13 protein-coding genes and 3 pseudogenes are annotated in these 17709 nt (G+C 63.8%); 8 read left to right on the forward strand and 8 right to left on the reverse strand.

From position 1 onward, the window contains the following. Positions 1-13 precede the first annotated feature (13 nt). The 3 genes from DXZ73_RS39900 to DXZ73_RS39910 all read right to left on the reverse strand — a co-directional run bounded on the left by DXZ73_RS39900 (position 14) and on the right by DXZ73_RS39910 (position 1485). On the reverse strand, positions 14-175 hold the full coding sequence (locus DXZ73_RS39900) for a hypothetical protein (RefSeq protein WP_240351023.1): 162 nt from the start codon (positions 173-175) through the stop codon (positions 14-16). Between the two features lie 63 nt (positions 176-238). After that, a complete protein-coding gene (locus tag DXZ73_RS39905) occupies positions 239-832 on the reverse strand; it encodes a terminase gpP N-terminus-related DNA-binding protein (protein WP_240351022.1) in 594 nt (197 codons plus the stop codon). Between the two features lie 35 nt (positions 833-867). Beyond that, the gene (locus DXZ73_RS39910) at positions 868-1485 is read right to left on the reverse strand and encodes a transposase family protein (protein ID WP_162889910.1); all 618 of its coding nucleotides are present in this window, start codon (positions 1483-1485) and stop codon (positions 868-870) included. A 30-nt stretch (positions 1486-1515) separates the two neighbouring features. Between DXZ73_RS39910 and DXZ73_RS37250 the strand changes: the two genes are divergently transcribed. Beyond that, positions 1516-1962, forward strand: coding sequence for a transposase (locus DXZ73_RS37250; RefSeq protein WP_162889909.1), 447 nt, complete (start codon positions 1516-1518; stop codon positions 1960-1962). A gap of 1734 nt (positions 1963-3696) precedes the next feature. Here the strand turns inward: DXZ73_RS37250 and DXZ73_RS37255 are convergent. Next, entirely contained in the window at positions 3697-4284 is a 588-nt protein-coding gene (locus DXZ73_RS37255; RefSeq protein WP_116209085.1) for a DivIVA domain-containing protein, read from the reverse strand. Positions 4285-5176: 892 nt separating this feature from the next. On the opposite strand from DXZ73_RS37255, the gene DXZ73_RS37260 reads away from it, so the two are divergent. The 4 genes and pseudogenes from DXZ73_RS37260 (at position 5177) to DXZ73_RS37275 (ending at position 8065) form a co-directional block, all read left to right on the forward strand. Further along, positions 5177-6373: a sensor histidine kinase gene (locus tag DXZ73_RS37260; RefSeq protein WP_116209084.1), complete on the forward strand. Its 1197-nt coding sequence runs from the start codon at positions 5177-5179 to the stop codon at positions 6371-6373. Next, complete coding sequence (locus DXZ73_RS37265) at positions 6370-7020, forward strand: response regulator (protein WP_116209082.1); 651 nt, start codon at positions 6370-6372, stop codon at positions 7018-7020. Before DXZ73_RS37260 ends, DXZ73_RS37265 begins: the two co-directional genes overlap by 4 nt. A gap of 402 nt (positions 7021-7422) precedes the next feature. Further along, a pseudogene (locus DXZ73_RS40755) lies at positions 7423-7618 on the forward strand (transposase domain-containing protein); the annotation flags it as partial. Between the two features lie 108 nt (positions 7619-7726). Then, the gene (locus tag DXZ73_RS37275) at positions 7727-8065 is read left to right on the forward strand and encodes a hypothetical protein (protein ID WP_116209079.1); all 339 of its coding nucleotides are present in this window, start codon (positions 7727-7729) and stop codon (positions 8063-8065) included. Positions 8066-8077: 12 nt separating this feature from the next. On the opposite strand, the pseudogene DXZ73_RS37280 reads toward DXZ73_RS37275, so the two are convergent. Beyond that, positions 8078-9593: pseudogene (locus DXZ73_RS37280) on the reverse strand (ISKra4 family transposase). Positions 9594-10502: 909 nt separating this feature from the next. Between DXZ73_RS37280 and ltrA the strand changes: the two are divergent. Continuing rightward, complete coding sequence (gene ltrA, locus DXZ73_RS37285; protein WP_205519306.1) at positions 10503-11819, forward strand: group II intron reverse transcriptase/maturase; 1317 nt, start codon at positions 10503-10505, stop codon at positions 11817-11819. 95 nt (positions 11820-11914) lie between these two features. Here the strand turns inward: ltrA and DXZ73_RS37290 are convergent. Next, positions 11915-12601: pseudogene (locus DXZ73_RS37290) on the reverse strand (transposase family protein); the annotation flags it as partial. Positions 12602-12702: 101 nt separating this feature from the next. After that, positions 12703-12978 carry a WhiB family transcriptional regulator gene (locus DXZ73_RS37295; protein WP_116209076.1) on the reverse strand — a complete coding sequence of 92 codons (276 nt, stop codon included), beginning with the start codon at positions 12976-12978 and terminating at the stop codon, positions 12703-12705. Between the two features lie 2145 nt (positions 12979-15123). Between DXZ73_RS37295 and DXZ73_RS37305 the strand changes: the two genes are divergently transcribed. Together DXZ73_RS37305 and DXZ73_RS38610 are read left to right on the forward strand one after the other, a co-directional pair. Next, positions 15124-15453, forward strand: coding sequence for a histone-like nucleoid-structuring protein Lsr2 (locus tag DXZ73_RS37305; protein WP_116215332.1), 330 nt, complete (start codon positions 15124-15126; stop codon positions 15451-15453). A 389-nt stretch (positions 15454-15842) separates the two neighbouring features. Next, entirely contained in the window at positions 15843-15983 is a 141-nt protein-coding gene (locus DXZ73_RS38610; RefSeq protein ID WP_162889908.1) for a hypothetical protein, read from the forward strand. Between the two features lie 653 nt (positions 15984-16636). Here DXZ73_RS38610 and DXZ73_RS37310 read toward each other — a convergent pair. Continuing rightward, a complete protein-coding gene (locus tag DXZ73_RS37310; protein ID WP_116209073.1) occupies positions 16637-17689 on the reverse strand; it encodes a hypothetical protein in 1053 nt (350 codons plus the stop codon). Positions 17690-17709: the final 20 nt, after the last annotated feature.

The raw sequence follows: 17709 nt of genomic DNA on the forward strand, positions 1-17709 counted from the left end.
CGAGCTTCCCGAGCTAGCCGGGCAGTCCGGTGGCGTCGCGCTGGTCGACCATGGTGGCGAACTGGCGGATCAGTTCGTGGACGTGTGCCAGTTCCGGGCAGTAGCTGAACAGCAGCTGGAGCTGCTCCTGGGCCTCCAGGTGCCGCCGTTCGGGTGGGGTGATGATTCCGTTCACCGGGCGACCTGGAGGGGGGGATGGTGCACGTGTCTGCGGAGCTGGCATGCCGTTCGTCCTGCGTCAGGGTGCGACGGTGGTTTTGATGCGTTGGTAGTGCCCGCGATAGCCCTTGGCGGTCAGTTGCTGGTGCAGGGTCTTGGCGTTGTGCTCGCCCTCATCCCAGCGTTGCCGCAGGCAGTCGAGGTAGGGCGCGAGGGCTGTGGGCGGGCGGAACCGGGTGCGACGGACTACTTCCTGCCAGCTCTCGGCGCGGGCGTACTTGTGCACGGTGCGCCGGTTCAGTCCGAGCTCACGGGCGATCGCGTGGATGCTGCGGCCCGTGCCGGCGCGCTCGTGGACGGCCTCGAACAGGCGTTTTGCGTGCCGCCCGGCTCGCGTCGTCTCCAGCGTCACTCCGGCGTCCGCGGAGGGCTGTGGCTCCTCGTGGTGCTCAGCCGGCGGCGGGACGGCGGTTGCCAGACAGGCGCGGTGCGCGACCGCGACGTCCTGGACCCGTCGCGAGAGCCCCAGCCAGAGGTGGAAGAGGTCGCTGACCTGCACTGCTTCCGGAGCACCGTCGGTGATCCCCTGCCGGTAGGTCAGCGAGCCGTCCCGGCACACGATCTCCACCCCGGGCGGGGTGCTCTCGTAGCCATGCGGCCAGTGCGGCGGCATCGTGCCTCTCTCACAAGGTGATCGGCAGGCGGGTGTCATCGTCGACGAGCAGGGTGCCGTACACCTCTGCGTACAGTGCGAAATCGTCCACACCCAGCACCCCGCGGCGTCACGGTGATCGGCAAAGGCACTCTCATCAGCTGGAACAGCACGCTGGTCTGCGGCAACGGCGCGCTCAGCAACCCCAGGAGCCGAGCACCGCCCCGCCCGGCAAGCAGGACACCGACCGTCTCCACCAGGTCCTGCAACAGCTGGGTACGGCGCTGGTAGCGCGCCGTGAGTCCGTCGACCTGCTCGGCAAACGTGACCTTCATGCAGGCCGGGTTCTCGCAGTACAGGCGGCGCACGCTCAGCTCGATGCGCATCGGCTGGCCACCGATCGCCCTGTCGGTGAGATGGCGTACGTAGCGGCTGTGCACCCAGTCGTTGGTGATGGCGCAGCCCGTACACCGAGCAGGGCTCTTGTCACGCGTACGAGCATGGACGATCACGGCAGGGCCTGTCGCGTCGACGGAGACAACCATCACGTCTGTTAAATGCGGCAGCAGGGAGGGAAGTTCGATGCCACACAAGAAGAGGATGCCCGGTGCCGGGGAGTTCGCGCCATACGTTTCCGGGCTGATCTCCGCCCACGAAAATCTTGCCAGGGTCACTCGGACGAGTACGGGGACAAGTACCGTCAGGTGACGTGCCCCCAGGGCCACCACAGCATCGGCTGGCGACCGCACCAGCACAGGCCCGACTACGTGCAGTCCCTCGTCACCTTCGACCGGCAGCACTGCGCACCCTGCCCAGTGCGCGCAAAGTGCACCCACGCCGCCAACTCTCCCCGCAAGCTCGCCCTGGGCCCGCGCGACGAGCACGAGGCGATCCGGCGCGTCCGCCAACTCCAGGAAACGCCCGAGTGGCAGCAGCATTACAACCGCCGCGCGGGCATCGAGGGCACGATCGGACAGGGTCTCCGCCACTGCGGCCTGCGCCGGACCCGCTACATCGGCCTGGAGAAAACCCGGTTCCAGCACGTGCTCACCGCCGCTGCCCTCAACCTCGTCCGTACCGACGCCTGGCTGACCGAAACACCCTTCGCCACAACACGCGCCTCACGCTTCACGCGCCTTCGCCCCGCATAGAGCACCGCCGAATTCGCCGACGGTGTCCCACAGGGGACATGACTGGTCAAAGTGACCCTACTGCGCACGAAACTCGATGACTGCAAGACATATCTCTACCAGCGGTACAGCGAGGGCTGCCGCAATACTTCCCAGCTCTTCCGTGAGGTCCGTGACCAGGGATTCAAAGGAGACCGCAGCACGGTCAACGCCTACATCCGACAGCTCAAGCTCGGCACTGTCCCGCCTCCATTGTCGTGGACACCGCCCAAGCCTCGGCGGGCTCTGAGGTGGATCTTGACCGACCCGGTGCTGCTGCGGCCGGGCGAGCTGCAGGGGCTGAAGGAGATCCGAGCCGCTTGCTCCGAACTGGACGCCGTCGTCCGGCACGTCCGCGACTTTGGCTGCCCTCATGCACGAGCGGCGAGGCGACGGACTTCCGGGCTGGATCGAGTAAGTTCGTCGTGACGACCTGCCTCACCTGCACCATTTCGCCGATGGCCTGGAACGCGACCGGGATGCGGTCATCGCTGGGCTCTCCAGCCACTGGAGTTCCGGCCAGGCTGAAGGTAAGTCACCCTCAAGCGTGCCGGCTACGGCCGCGCCAACCCCGAGCTCCTCCGCATCGGGATCCTTATGAGAACCTGACCGGCACCGTCACAAGATCAGCGCCAGATCAATGAGATACGCCAACAGCACTGGCACAGGGGCCCCTGACACCGTCCTGAGGCAAGGGGGCACATGAAGCGCCACACCGATGTCCCTGGGCGGAACCTGCGCAAGCCCTCCGCTATCGAGTACTTGAAGACGCTGCGGCCATCGTCGGCGTGCCTCTCTCCAGCGGCCCGCCTGCCATGCCGACTCCCGGCATATTCACCTCAACGCACGCCCAGTACACTCCCGTACTCATACCAGCGGCGCCATGCGTCACGAACGAGCGCGAGCTGCGCTGCCGTATTCCGTTGTGACCCGCATGGCGTGTCGCTCTTCATCAGACCGCCGAACCCGGACCACGTCCCGTCGACATCTGTCGGCCTTCCTGCGCGGGGCCGGCACCCCTGCCCCTCTGCTACCTCCGTGACGGTCTCCAGGCCGTCGGCAGAGAGGCAGGCCCCCGCCCCGTCGTGGGTAGCGCGAGCTAGAGGCGGCCGGGCGGGGCTCCAGCGCCCGCGTTGATGAGCCCTTTCAGATAAATCACGTCGGCGTGATAGCCCGCCCGACGGCGCTGGCACCAGCCCGATCGCCTGGGCCTCCGGCGAAAGCCGTGTCGTCGCGGCCCGCTACGTCCGCAAAGACCGGCTTGCCGATGCCCTGCAGGCCCAGGCCTTCTCCGCCCTGAGTGCTTTCCCGGCGCCCGCAGGTATGACGACAAGCAGCAGGTTGGGGAGGTCGGCTACAGCTCCCCCCCCTTTGGCAGGTCAGCAATCAACTCGTCGGCATCTCACGGATGCCTCGAAACCTGCGCCCGCTACGACGAAGTAACTGAATGGCCGCCCACCCTTCCCCGCGCCAAGGGTGTGTCCGGCTAGACCCTTTTGTTCTGCGGGACAGGATGGAATAATTTCACTGAGTAGACAAATGGGTATCGCTTACGTACAGGCCAAGGGTGTCAGGCCATCAAAAATCACGTTCTTCGTCGATTGGATATTCGACTCAGGCTTTTCATCTGCCTGCAGTCGGGCAGATGGGCCGTTTATTCTTGCGGCTGCCGCGCGAGTCCAGGGTTTCCGAAGTGCGCCAGGTGAAGTAAGTGGGCTAATCCCGGGCCGGCTCGGAGGGCTGCTGATGATCAGGGTCGGAAGAATCGAAGAACTCCAACTCGCCGAGCCTTGCCTCGATGTAAGCCCGCATTCGAACGTGGTAGAGAGATGCGAATGAATTCAGCTCTTCGATGCGTCGTTCGATTTCGGTGATGGCTTCATTATGTGCTGCCAGCCCTGTTGCGTACTCCTCCTCCGCCTGCCGGCGGGTGCCCTCAACGTCCCGCTGGGCTGCTTGCCGCATCCCTTCCGCCCTGGCCTTGGCCTTGCGCATGACTTTTTCTGCCTCGGAGTTAGCCTGCTCCACTACTTCGCGGGCTTCTTCTCGAGCGCTGCTCAGGAGACGATCGGCGGTCTCTTGGGCGGCACCGAGCAGGCGGGAGGCAGTAATTTCTTCACCCGAGACCTTCATCGATTCTTCTCCGGCCTCCAGCCCGCCCTCGAGTTCGGCTACCCTGAGCATTAGAAGAGATATGTCATTTTCTATGATATCGAGAAATCCGTCGACGTCATTCATGTCGTACCCTTCGCGCAGTCGCACGGTTTCGAACTTCTTGGCGCGAATATCCTTGGGTGTCAGCATTACCCTCGTGTATTCCCTTGAACGGTCTGGCGGGCTCTGATGGTCTGGCGATTGTCGTGAATGTGTAATGACGAACCGATCTTCCGTGTCGCGAGAGATGTGTAACCCTGGGGTGCGTCCATGGCTTGCCTTGGAGAGGGCCCGTGGCAGCGGCTACTGAGCCTGCGCTCGTAACTGTCGTCGGATCGTTCAGGTAGGGCGGCGGGCTGGCCTGGTTTTCGGTTGGGCGCCGCTTGCAGGAGTTTGCCGCATTGTTGAATCCCGCAGAGTCTGTGTCGCCGGACACATGGAAACGGTCGGGATCAGTGAAGGCTGTGCGTACATGCGATGGAAACTGGGTGATGGAGCGGCAGACTTAGCAATAGAGCTGGTACCGCCAGTCGGACAGCAGTCCGATAAGTGCGAATACGGTGCCGGCCCGGAGCGCTTTCGGAGTGCAACTTCGAACCGTGGCGAATGCTTGTGCAACATGACTGTTCAGCTTCTATGGACTTCTGGTGCCTCTGATGTGGGAGTTCCTTTTCCGGAGAGAGGGCCCACTGGATGCCCGGCAGGCGCTCCGTTCCATTCTTGGGGGTGATGGCTGGTTCCCGGATGACCTGGGGGCTGATTCTGCCCCCGCCTTACGTTGGGTGGCAGTACGACGAAAGTGGCACTGCACCCCCAGCTCTCCCAGGGAAAATGCCTGGCCCAGGCCGGACCGGCGCCGGAAGACCGCCCTGCCGCCAGACCTGTCGACGGCCGTTGCCGGGGGCGTGGATGGCCTGGAACCAGCCATTCACAGCCAGGCTGACACGCAGCTGCTCCGCAGCCCGGCGCAATATTTTCCACCAGTGAGCTACCCTTTGCGGTTCCTTGTTTTTCCGACGGTACGGTGTGAAGGGAGTCGTAGATGCCGTTCTCCCTTTCCATCGGGTCCGGCTGGAAATTCACCCATGCGGAATACCTGCCCGCACTCGGCGCGGGCGTGTATAACCTCGCCGAGGTCCTGGCCGAACCACATGCGGGCTTCCTGACCGAACACCTCGCCGTCAACGCCATCGCATCAGTGGCTATCGGCCTGCTGATGGCATTCAGACTGCGCCGACCACGCGCGACAGCCACACTGGCGGTGATCGGCGACTGGTTCGTCTATGCACCCGCCGCAGTGCTGCTGGCACTATTCACCCTGGCCCAGCGAGGCAGAGTACGCACGGCCTGGACGGTGGGCACCCTGCTGACAGTAGTGAACGCATTCACCCCCTGGATCAGGGGCTTCCCGCCCTACGACGTGCTACACATTGCCTCCTACAGCAGCGGGGCTATGGCCTTCGTCGTCGCCCCGGTCATCGTGGGCGCCTACCTACGCACCAGGCACGTACGGATCGTCTCGCTCTCGGAATACACAGACCGTCTCGAGCGGGAGCAGCAGTTGCTGGCCGAGGCGGCCCAGGCTGAGGAGCGCACCCGTATCGCCCGGGAGATGCACGATGTGGTCGCGCACCGGATCACCCACGTCGTCGTACATGCCGGCGCCCTCGAGCTCGGGGCGGACAAAGGTGCGGAGTGGGTGACCAAGCGGGCCGAGCTGATCCGCACATCAGGCACCCAGGCCCTGGATGAACTGCGCGGCATTCTCGGTTTTCTACAGCCGTCCGGACACGACTATGAGTCCGCACCACTGGAACCGCCGGAGGTCCGGGCCCTGGAGCGGCTCGTGGACGGCACCCGAGCCACCGGCACCCAGGTGAACCTGTCGAGGGAGGAGTCGGCCACCACAGTGCCCACCGCCCTACGCGCCACTGCCTACCGGGTAGTCCAGGAAGCTCTGACCAACGCCGTCAAGCACGCCCCTGGGGCGCCCATCACCGTCGAAGTGTGCTACCCCCCGGGCACCTTGCTGATCCGGGTCACCAACGGCCCCACCGCCACGCCGGCGCGCGCCATCCCTGGGGGAGGCAACGGCCTTGCCGGACTGCGCCGCCGCGTCCGCGAACACGGCGGAACCTTCACCACGGGACCCACCACCGAGGGCGGGTTCCATGTCGAGGCCCAACTTCCCCTGGGCCACGGGGCGTCCAGCCCGTTCCCCGCACAAGGAGAGAAATGATCAAAGTTCTGCTGGCCGACGACGACGTCATCGTCCGGGAAGGACTCAGCACGATCCTGGACATCGCCGACGAGATCCACCTGGTAGGCCAGGTCTCCGACGGCGCACAAGCCGTCGAAGCCGCACGTTCCCTCCAGCCGGACGTCATCCTGATGGACATCCGCATGCCCCGCGTCGACGGCCTGACCGCAACCACAGCGATCTGCTCCGAAATCCCCAATCCCCCCAAAGTCATCATGCTCACCACATTCGGCCAGGACGACTACGTACGCTGCGCCCTGCAGGCAGGCGCAGCCGGCTTTCTGCTCAAGGACTGCGGCCCCGAAGTGCTCCTCCAGGCCATCCGGGTCGTCCACGCTGGCGAGGCCATGCTCGCCCCCGCTGTCACCCAGCGCCTGATCCGCTCCTACACCGCCCTCCCGCACCTGAGCGCCGAACAACAACAGGCCCTGCACACTCTCAGCCCCCGCGAACGCCAGGTTCTCGAGGGCATCAGACAGGGCAAGTCCAACGCCGACATCGCCACCGAACTCTTCATGAGCGAAGGCACCGTGAAATCCCACGTCTCCAGCATTTTCAACAAACTCGGCGCCGCTAACCGCGTCCAGGCTGCCCTGCTCGCCTACACCGCCCGGCTCACCGAGTAGCCCGAACACCAAGGGCCGCCCACATGCAAGTGGCTGGTGGAGAAGCTGCAGCGAGTAAGGACCTTGATCCCTCCCGCAGAGGCTTCGCTACCAAGATTCACCTGAGTGCGGGCGGCCGCTGCCGCGTGTATTGCCGATTCTGGCACCGGGTTGGCGCGCCAGCTGCACCAAGCGCAACGCCTTGACACGCTCTCAAGCTGATGCACCATCAGCTGCTGGGGCAAGCTGACTGCGTACGAATGTGGTGATGTGGGCGGATGAGGCTGATTCGTTGGAGTGGAAACCCCAACGCCTTTGATCCAGAGGAACGGACGGTTCGTCAAGAAGGCTTGAGCCACGCAACGGAACCCCGGCAAATCAGTGTTCGACCGAGACCGTTGATCTGGGAGTCTCCGTCGCAGGATGAGTCCGTGCATCCCTCGTGAAGGCTGTGCGGCCGAGGGCGTGTTCGCACCGGGGCACCTCGGCGAGCTGAAGCCGACCCAAGATTTCGCGCTGATCGACTGCCGTGCCCGAGGAGATCGGGACCGTCCAGCGGCGGGCGCGGCTGCTGCCCTCGCGGGTCGTGGTGCACTTCGTGCTCGCTCTGGCGCGGTTCGAGACGGGTGCGGCTCTTTCTGAGTGAGGAACGGGGAAGCGAAGCGAGTACCTGTTTCAGCAGCGGGCCGGGCGCGCGTTAACGTGTGGGGAGATCCGAGGAGGGGCTGTGGCATTGGGGAGGAAGGGCTCGCGCCGCATTGTCGTGGACGGGGAGACCTATCGGTGGCGGCTGCGCCGCAGGCCCACTTACAGCCAGGGACTGTGCTGGACGCCCTGCACCTACGCCGTCGGACACGCCGACCGCCCGGGAACGACGCTGGTGGTCACCACCGGCCAGCCGCACTTCAGTAACTGGATCGGCAGAACGGGCGCCCCGATTCTTCCCTCAGAAGTAGCGGACCACATTCGCACCGCGCTCGCGCGAGGCTGGGCCCCGGATCGCCCGGGCTCTCCCTTCGAGCTGGACCTCTCCCACGGGTTCGCCTCCGGGTACGGCTCTTTCTGAAAGAAGTGACTGTCAGGCCGTGAGGGCGTATCTGCCCTGGTCACAGGCTGGGTAGAGGCGTTGATGCTCCCGGGCGAGATGATGCTTCCAGTAGGCGTCGAGGTCGCCGTTGGCCGCGACAGCACGGAGCTTGAGGACGGCTTCGGCGCCGTCGAGGCCCCAACGGGCACCGCTGATGTCGAGGCGGTCGGCGATGAGATGGCGGGCGGCTCCCTCGATGATCCCCGTGGCGATCGGCCAGCCGGCGGCGAGGGCCTGGTCGTAGTGGAGGAACTCGTTGTTGTTCCGCAGGTAGCGGACACATGCGTCCACGCCGCGGTGTTGCTCACTGCTCAGCTCGGTGTGGTCGGCCTGGTCCTGGATGGCGTCGGCGACCTCGATGGCATGACCTGCGAGAACAGCGAGGGCATGAGTGGCGACCCAGTTCTCGGTGGCTTTGTCGCCGGTGCGGTGGAAGCACCAGGACGCCGCCCAGATCTTTTCCAGGACGTGGATGATGTCGATGACGATGTGGACGTCGACATGGCGGAGGCGGGCTTCGGCCTGGACCAGATCGAGCTGGTGGCGGGCGCCGTCGACCAGGACCACCCATCTGCGACGATGGCGGGGGTCGCGGGCTTCAGCGTGATCGAAGACCTTCCGGACTACATGTTCCGCATCGTGGCGGACCGAACCGCACAGCCACTTGCCCCGGGCGATGGGGCCCGGCTGCGGGATGTAGTGGGCGGACCGTCCGCCGGGCGGGGTGATCACGTCGTGCGGGCAGCGCGGTGCGGAGTCGGCATCGTAGACCGCGCCAAGCGTGGCCATCCGCTTCCGGGCGCTCTTCTCTCCGATGGCCAGACGGGTGCGGAACGTTCGTTCCCGATGCGCGGCGGCCTGCCGGGTGGCTTCCCGCAGCGCCTCGGGCCGCATGACGATCCCTTTGCCGTCGACGGAAACCACCAACACCTTGGAAGCGGTGCACGGTTGAACGATCCGCGCATCATAGAAGGTGTCGATGTCCGGGGCGGCCTCGACGAGTAGGCGGGCGAGCTGCCGCTTGCCCAAGACCGGACCACACCGACGGCAGATCGCCTCCCCGGCGGCGTCGTAGGACACACGGATCGCGGTCTGGACCGCGAGGCGAGCCAGGCCGCGCGAGTGCCGGCCCCTCGACAGTGAGAGAGCCGCGTCCGGCCGGGTGCACGTTGGCCACCTCCAGACGCCGCCACGCGCAGCGGGACACCGTCACCGTTCCGAACACCGTGGCCAGCAGCCGCCCATGGCCCCTCTCCAGACGCGGCCGGAGCAGATCATCGGCGCCGACCACGTACGGCCGTCGCCTTTCCACGGCCTCTTGCTCGTGTTGCCCCCTCAGGTCCAGATGCTCCTGGAGCAGCTGTCGCAGCAGGTCACGGCCCCGGACTTCGAGGAGTTCCTCCAGCTCGTGATGCGCCAGCCCGCCCGCCTCCGGCGAGGCCAGATCCGTCACGAGCACCCTGAACAAATTCGGCGCCGCCTCAAAGCAGTCAGAACTCGACGGCACCGCTGACCGTCGTCAAGCAGTACATCGAGAACCAGCAACGCCCCGCCGGCTGAGGACAACACTGCGGACTCGTGCACACGGCGCGGGTCAGAACAGCCCTGAGATGGCCTTCACCCCCGCCGTAAACGGCGGAGCACTGGCCAAGATCAAAGGTAGAGAACACCAGCGCAACGACCAGGAGCCTCGCGTCGTCACACCCTCTGACCAGCCCGTTTCACCCTGCAGAGACAGGTTGAAAGAGGTTCAGTGAACCTCTTTCGTGCGCCCAGTAGAGCAGGAGGTGGCACCGTGACGTAGCGGTGTTCTTGCTGTTCGGAAGCTCGTCGTCGCCTGCCGGTGGAAGTCCGGTCCGGGTAGCTGCCAGGAGGCCCGGTAGCAGGCTGGCGGCGTCGGAGGGAAACGTCCGGCGTCGAAGCCCAGCGTCAAAGGCCCTGTAAAGGGGGAGCGACGATACGGTCCGTAGCATCACGCGAAGCCTGCGGCGTCGTTACTCAGCCACCCTTTCGGGTGGAACGAGGGAGTGCCGAGCCTCTCGAAATCGGGGCGAAGGCCATGGAAGCGGTGAAGATCCTGGACGGGCAGCCGTGAAGGACTCCCCGGCGTATGGGGCGCGGAACGTATCGAAGGTGGCGGCGGGAACTGGGGAGGCCCTCCCCGGCCCGATGACCTGCGGATATTCGTCATCGGAAGCGGCGCGTCCTATAACCGGCGATCCCGGGAAGTGGGCGCGGGCCGGGTGGGCGTCGGAGGTGGCCGTAGTACCGGTTGCAGCCGGGAGACAACACAACTCCCGGTGAGGGAAGGGCCACTGCTTCGTCGGTGCGTGTGGTGTGAAGGAGGGGCCCGGTGAGTGCCCAGGTGGCTATTCCCGCCGTCGGGGGACGTTCTCCCTCGGATACGGTCCGTGCCTTGCAGCATGCGCTTTACCGGGCGGCCAAGGCCGATCCCGGACGGCGGTTCCATGCGCTGGCAGACAAGATCCACCGCAGGGACGTTCTGCGGCGCGCGTGGGCTGCGGTGCGTGCGAACAATGGCGCACCAGGCATCGATAACACCACCCTGGCCCACGTTGAGGAGTATGGCATTGACCGTCTTCTCGGTGAGCTGGCTGGCGAGTTGCGGGCGGGCCGGTATCGGCCGCTGCCCACCCGGAGGGTGCTGATCCTCAAGCCGGGGACCGCGGGGGAGCGCAGGCCGCTTTCCATTCCTTCGGTTCGCGACCGGATCGTGCAGGCCGCGCTGAAGATCGTGCTTGAGCCGGTCTTCGAGGCGGACATGCTCGACTGCAGCTTCGGGTTCCGCCCGAAGCGGTCGGCGCACGATGCCCTGCAGGTGCTCGTAGACGAGCACGCGCGAGGGCGCCGGTGGGTGGTGGAGACGGACATCGCCGAGTGCTTCTCGGCGATTCCGCATGACGAGTTGATGCAAGCGGTTGAGGAGCGCGTGTGCGACCAGTCCGTCCTCAAGCTCCTGCGGCAGATCCTGCGGGCTGGAGTGCTGGAGGACGGGCGGGTGCGGCGGCCGGTGACAGGGACACCGCAGGGCGGCGTTGTTTCGCCCGTCTTGTGCAACATCTACCTGCACCGGCTCGACCGGGCCTGGGACGAGCACGACGGGATCCTGGTGCGTTACGCCGACGATGCCGTCGTGATGTGCTGGTCACGCAGCCAGGCCGAACGCGCACTCGCGCGGCTGACCGAGCTGCTGGCCCAACTCGGCCTGGAACCCAAGGCGTCCAAGACCCGCATCGTGCACCTGCAGACGGGCGGGGAAGGTTTTGACTTCCTCGGTTTTCACCATCGCCAGGTGTGTTCACGCGGGCTGCACGGGCGCCGGCGGTTCGAATTCCTCGCCCGCTGGCCCTCGGACAGGGCCATGCAGCACGCCCGCGACCGAATCCGGGAAATCACCGGACGGCGCTGGCTCCCGCTGCGAGTCGAAGCGATCGTGGAGGAGGCCAACATGTTCCTCCGGGGCTGGATGGCGTATTTCAAGTACGGCCATTCCGCCCGGCGCTTCAGCAAGATCGGCCGATACGCAGAGAAGCGGATCGCGCACTTCATCAGCAAGAAGCACCGGCGCAGCCGGGCCTTCGGATGGTGGGTACTCGCGGTCTCGTCCTCGAACCGGCTCGGCCTGATCAGCCCTTACGGAACCGTCGTTGCACCCAGGGCAGGCAAGCCCTGGCGGGAGAGACCGAATGCCGCCGGTGAACGGCGTCGGTGAGCCGTGTGCGGGAGAACCGCATGCACGGTTCGAAGCGGCGGGGGCTGGAAACGGAGCGGATGTACTCCGCCACCGCGCCAGCCCCCGACCCTACAACCTGAATAGTCGCTGGTCAGGAGGGTGCGGACTGCAGCGGTGATGGTTCCGGTCCGGTTTGGTGGAGTATCGGGTCCGGTGCAGGATGTGTCAGGTCTTCAGCCGGGCGTAGGCGCGTTCGCCGGGGGTTCGCAGTCTGGCGTGGCCGTGGGTGCGGGCGGTGGCGCCGGCTCTCTGGCAGGCGCGGGTCGGCCAGGACGAGGATCTGCCGGGTGAGGCACGCCTGGAGGGTTCTGTGTGCCCGGGCCGCGGTCAGGTCGTGCATCCTCCCGGCAGTGCGGGGGAGAGCTACAGAGGGGTCCCGTCCGGGCGAGTGATGGCCTGCATGTTGATGCTGTGCCGTCGGTGCTTCTGCGAGAAGTACGGCTCGTCCGCGGCGACCCGGTCGGTCGGGATCAGCGTCCCGTCAACGACGGCGAAGTCGCCCTTACCCAGGCCCACCAGGGCCGCCCGCGGGCCCGGGTACCCAGATCGCGAGGGCCTCAAGGGTATCGGCAGGCTGTGGACTCCGGGACACCGAAATCGGCACCGACCTGTGCGAACGTCTCGTTCTTCCGCATTGAAGACCGGGTGTCGAGCTCACGCTGACGGGCGTGGATCTGCTACGAGACATGCTCGACCAGCTGATAGGAGACGTCGAGCGTGGCTTGATGCGGGATCAAGCAGGGTTCCTTGGGACGAAGCATGGTGCGTAGAGAGCACCAGCGCAAACGACCAGGAGCCTCGCGTCGTCACACCACTCCTCTGGCCAGCCCGTTTCACCCCCCAGAACCAGGATGAAAGAATTTCAGCAAGGGGTGCTGTTGCTCGAAATCTTGAATCGACGTTTTCCCAAGCTGTCCCAGCCACGTTCTCGCGCAGTCGTACCTCCCCAAATTCCGTATGGCTCTGGGGCTTTCTGCGCATGTTCCAGGCATTCGTTTGTAACGGGACATGAACCGCATATCTTGAGAGCTATCTCGGTTTGCTCTCCTTCCCTTCTTCCTGCGATGAAAAACAGTTCAGGATCAACATCGCTACAGGCCGCTCTTTGGTACCAACTGGCGAGAGTGTGGAGCCCCATGAGGTAGCGGGGGAGTCGTCGTCTGGAGAGCGGGTCGATATCAGGAGAGCTAATTGGACGTGTCACGCTGGCTCAAGTTTTCAAGCGGGATGATTGTTTGATGCTGCGATCTGCTTCCTGAGCTAAATCCCCACTCTTGAAAGTTGGGGCCAGCTTGTGTTACGCCAGTCGTAGCGATCGATCTGGTGACTGTGCTGCCGAGGGCGGAGGTAAGAAGATGCCCGTGGCGTGAGTTGACGCGCTTCACGAAACCTACTTCGGTATGGGCAGATGCGTTTACCTGTCTATGATGCATCCTGCACTTGCCCTTGAGCCTCACACGATCGTATCCGTCGTTAAAAGCTTTATTCGTACACGTGCGTACAACTTTAGTTTAGGGACCGTCTGGCTGGTGAGTCTGCAGCAGCAGGTGAGGGCGCGGGCTGCGGCGTCCCGGGAGTCATGTCATGGTGCGTTTCGTCGGTCCATCGATGGCGGCTCAGCCGCTCAACAAGCTTTGTTGCCGCCTCACTCTGGTCCGGCAAGATCACGCAAACGAAATGACTTGCCAGCAGGTTCTTGTGGTGCGACACGACAGCGTATCCAGACCTTCTGTTGCGCCCGGGGTACAGTAAGACCAGGCGCTTCAGGAAGGAAATGAAGGGGTGCTCAATCGGCGACTGCTCTGTTCAGCACTGCCCCTGGAAAGCGTTGACTACTTCTGCATGGGCCTGTAAGTATTCCTGTGGACCCCATGGTAGTTGATCTAGAGGCGGGGCGACGAGCGTATTGCTGGTCATGGGTGACCGCGTCTATCCCTGGATCTACCTGTCCGGACTTCATGGGGTTTCCAAACTTCTAAGAGGATTCGGACCCAGCATGGTCCGGAGTGTCAGGAATAAGTGAAAGCGTAAGGCGCTGGCGCCTAATTCTATGAGCCGGGCTGGATCTCGAAATCGTATACCTAGGACTGAGGGGCGTGAATTCTTGCCTACCTACCCTTCGCTCACGCACGCGTTGACGGAAATTTCCGTCAATCTCGCCTGGTTCCTATCCTCTGCGGAGGAAGATCAACTCGACCCGACGGTTTCCATTAAAGAGCTGGAAGGGATGGCGTCCGTCTTGGAAAGGCTGTCCGAGTCTCAAATGGCTGATCTTTCGGATTCCCTCAGCTGGCTAATGGCCCAAGAGACCTCGGCGGTCCCGCGAAAATTCCTCTCATCGCTCTTGAGTATGTTTGGTGTCAGGGAATTCGAGAGTTGATTCGCGTATGTGACGCAGAATCACTACCTCCGAGAGGGCGCTAGCGCTCGGCTCCTGGACTGGACAGCAACTTCTGAGGATTTTTCTTTGGAGAGGCGGTCATGATGGAGCGAAGATCGGTTCGCGGAAGGCTTTTTCTCAGCTTTGATGCCGTGGCTCTGCCTTGACTCGTCTTCGAAGCGCAGCCACGTGCCCTGGTCCCTCAGTGTCTTTCCCTGCGCGGCCAGATTTCGGGTTCATCCGCGAGGCCCGCCCGATGGCTCCTTCGAGTGCAGAGACTCCGCACCGCCCTCCAGCTGGGCCGTATTGCCAGGCATGGGCCGGCTTCCGCGACACAGGCATCCGCCCGGCCGCCACTGGCAGAGAAGCCTCTACGGCAGGCAACCCGGCAGTCTCAAAACGGACTTGCTCTCTTACGGCCTGGTGCCCCGAGGGCACCCCCATTGGGATACCTCACCACACCGTCATGCATCCGCAGGCTGATCCGCCGTCACTCCGAAGGGAAAATCCCAGTTCATTGAGGGCTTCTGCAATCAGCGAAGACTGCGTTCCGTATTGGGTGCCAGTCTGGAAGTCTTTGACGGTGGTGACCGAGAGGCAATGCAGTCTGATGTGGCCAATTGACCGCAAGTCGGAGCCTTCGGGCATGTGTCAGACTGAGGGTCTTTTCGTTCTCTGGTCAGGAAGCTATCCGAACGCAGTCACCGTGCGGCGGCGGGGAAGTGTGAGGACACAAACCACGTCGGCAGGGCTGTCGCCACCGTTCATATCATCGAGACTGCCTGGCGCTTGAGGCGAGAAGGATTTAAGGAGACATGGGCCGTACAGAATCCTCTGCAGAACGGAGCTTTCTATTTTGTGGAAAATCAGGCGCCCTGGCCTCACATACTCTATAGTTTCCCCATGGCGCAGAAAATCATCACCATCTACACCGACGACCTCACGGGCCAGGAGTCCGCAGAGGCGGAAACTCACATCTTCTCCCTGGATGGTGTGGCATATGAAGTCGATCTCGGGCCAGACAGCTACGAGAGGTTGCTCGAAGCGGTGGCCCCCTTCGTGAAGGCCGGTCGCAAGCAGGGGAAGGGTAAGAAGTCGTCGGACCGGGGCGCTGGAACCCGGCCTGCTGAAGACACTGCCAAGATCCGTGCCTGGGCCAAGAAGAACGGGTACAACGTGAACGATCGTGGTCGCGTACCAGCTGGTATTCGTGAGGCTTACAGCAAGGCATAGCAACGGCTGACAGGATGAGTTGCCCGTCCCAACCTGATGTGAGGGGGACGGGCGGTTGGGCTGTGCGTAGTGGCGAAGCTCCCGGTAGATGGGTTGTCGACCAAGATCGACTGCCTGCACTGGGAGCTTCGTGTGCTTCTGATCCTCCGTCTCCGGGAGTGACGTCATGGGCTATTGAGGGTGAGTCCGGTTTCGGTGATGAAGCTGTTGAGGAGGCCGGGGCGGTGCTACATTTTCTGAGTCTGACCCGGGTCAAATCGGCGAGGGCGTCGATGCCGCAGGCGGCCATGTTGGCTAGGGCACATTTGAGGTGCGACCACACACCCTCAGCGGGGTTGAGGTCCGGTGCGTACGGGGAGGGATCCGGGAGGCCGCCAGTCAGGTGCTGTGTGCTGCTTCGAGTTGTCCTGTACCAGTACGAGGTTCCCGCCGAGCTGCTGGTGGGCCGTGTCGAGGGGGCGGGCGAAGCCGTCCTCGCGAAAGCCTCTCTTTCTGTGTTCCTGCGGCCAAGGTGGACGATCATCTGGTAGACCAGCCGCATGCGCTCGCCAGGCCTGCAGCAGACGAGACCGGCCATGCAGATCCGTCCGGAGACCCTGACACGGGTCCGGACCACGGGTGTGACGCCTCGGTGGGACCAGGCGCGTGCTTTTGTGGCCGCAGGCCTTGCATGGACTCGTCCCGAAGCACAGCCAGGCATCCCAGCCCCTCACTGTTTTTCCATGTGCGGCCACACCTCTTCAACCACACCGCCAAGGCCGCGTCGTCCCGTTCGGCGGCTCGGCGGCTCGGCGCACCGGGATCCGGGGCCGACGCCCAACTGCCGCAGGATGGCCCACGTCTGCGTGATGCCGAGGCGGAGCCACCCACTTCTCAGACAACTCCGCAGCCTTGAGGCACACGTGCCCGGCGCGCTGGCGGCCCGCTGATCAGGGGACAGGTCACCTCATCGGGATACCGCATCCCAGCCGGCATACCCGAATCCGCCACCTGCGTCACCCCGAAGAAGAATCAGAAGCACACCGGAACCGTCTACGAATCACATCTATGGCCCTGCACCAGGCGGGCCTCAGGGCTGACTTGCTGCCCACAGGGCGGCCATCACACGGTGGAACCAGGCTCAGCTGACCAGCACCGCTCCGAGATCACCAGACTTTTTCAGTTATTCTGGGGAGATGCGTTTTCAGGGTTTCGCGGCAAACGCCGGGTAGGCCGGGGCTACTTCAGCAGGTCGTCCGAAAGGATACCGTGGTCCGCCCGGCTGGTTGAATTCTGCCTTTCCTTCCCACTGTTCCTTCGTGAGCTTGACGAAATTCGTGGAGCCGGGGGCGTAGATGGTGGGGGTGGTCTTCGTGTCCACCGGGGCCCAGTATCCGATGAGTCCAAGATACCGGCCCTGGGATAACTCGTACGGATCGAATTGGTATTTCTCGTCGAACGACGTGTTGGTGGCGATATCGAGTCCGACATCATAGACCAGTTTGGCGATCTGTCTCGGAGCGGTCTTGATCCGGGTAAACCTGACCTTTATCGCCTGCCTGATGAGCTGCGGAGGAATATGCAGTACGGCATCCCATTCCGTAGCCTCGCGGGACAGTTTGACTGCGCGCGGCCCGGACAGCCGGCGGCGCTGCGGGTTTTGAAGATTTTCCTCGACGCTCACATAGTGCGGATCCGGCTTGATCACATACAGCCACCCCTCCACCCATCCGGCGGCCTTCCGATTCTCGGCCGCCGTCTGGGCCTTTTTGAGCGTCTCGAGCTCCTTCTTTTGGAGGTCTATAAGGATCTTGAGTCTCGCTGCCGGGTTCAGGCTCAGCTGTGCACGGAGCTCCGGATCGCTGGCCTGTTCGACGATTCGGCTGTAGTCACTCATGTACTTGGCCAGCTTCACGTCGATACCCCATGCCTTGGTCAGATCAGCCTTGCTGACCTTCCAGCTGATGAACATGTTCAAGGCAGTGGTTACGTCCGAAGCCGTGCTCACGAAGCCGCTTCGGCGCTGATACGCACTGAATCCGGCCACATGTCGGCACAGATCGAACCCGACCCCCCAGGCCCAGAACCCATCCTGAAACAGCTCCGTTGGCTCCCGCAGGTCGAAGCGGAACACATGAGGCGGCACCGGGCGCCGGAGGTAGGGGAACACGGGAATCTTGGGCAGATTACTCAGTACGGGATCGCCTAGCGTGGTTCCGCTTACTGTCGGTTCGTTCAGCATAACGTCGTCGAGCATGAGAAAAAGTCCAATCTGTG

This window comes from Streptoverticillium olivoreticuli subsp. olivoreticuli, assembly GCF_003391135.1.
GTDB lineage: Bacteria > Actinomycetota > Actinomycetes > Streptomycetales > Streptomycetaceae > Streptomyces > Streptomyces blastmyceticus.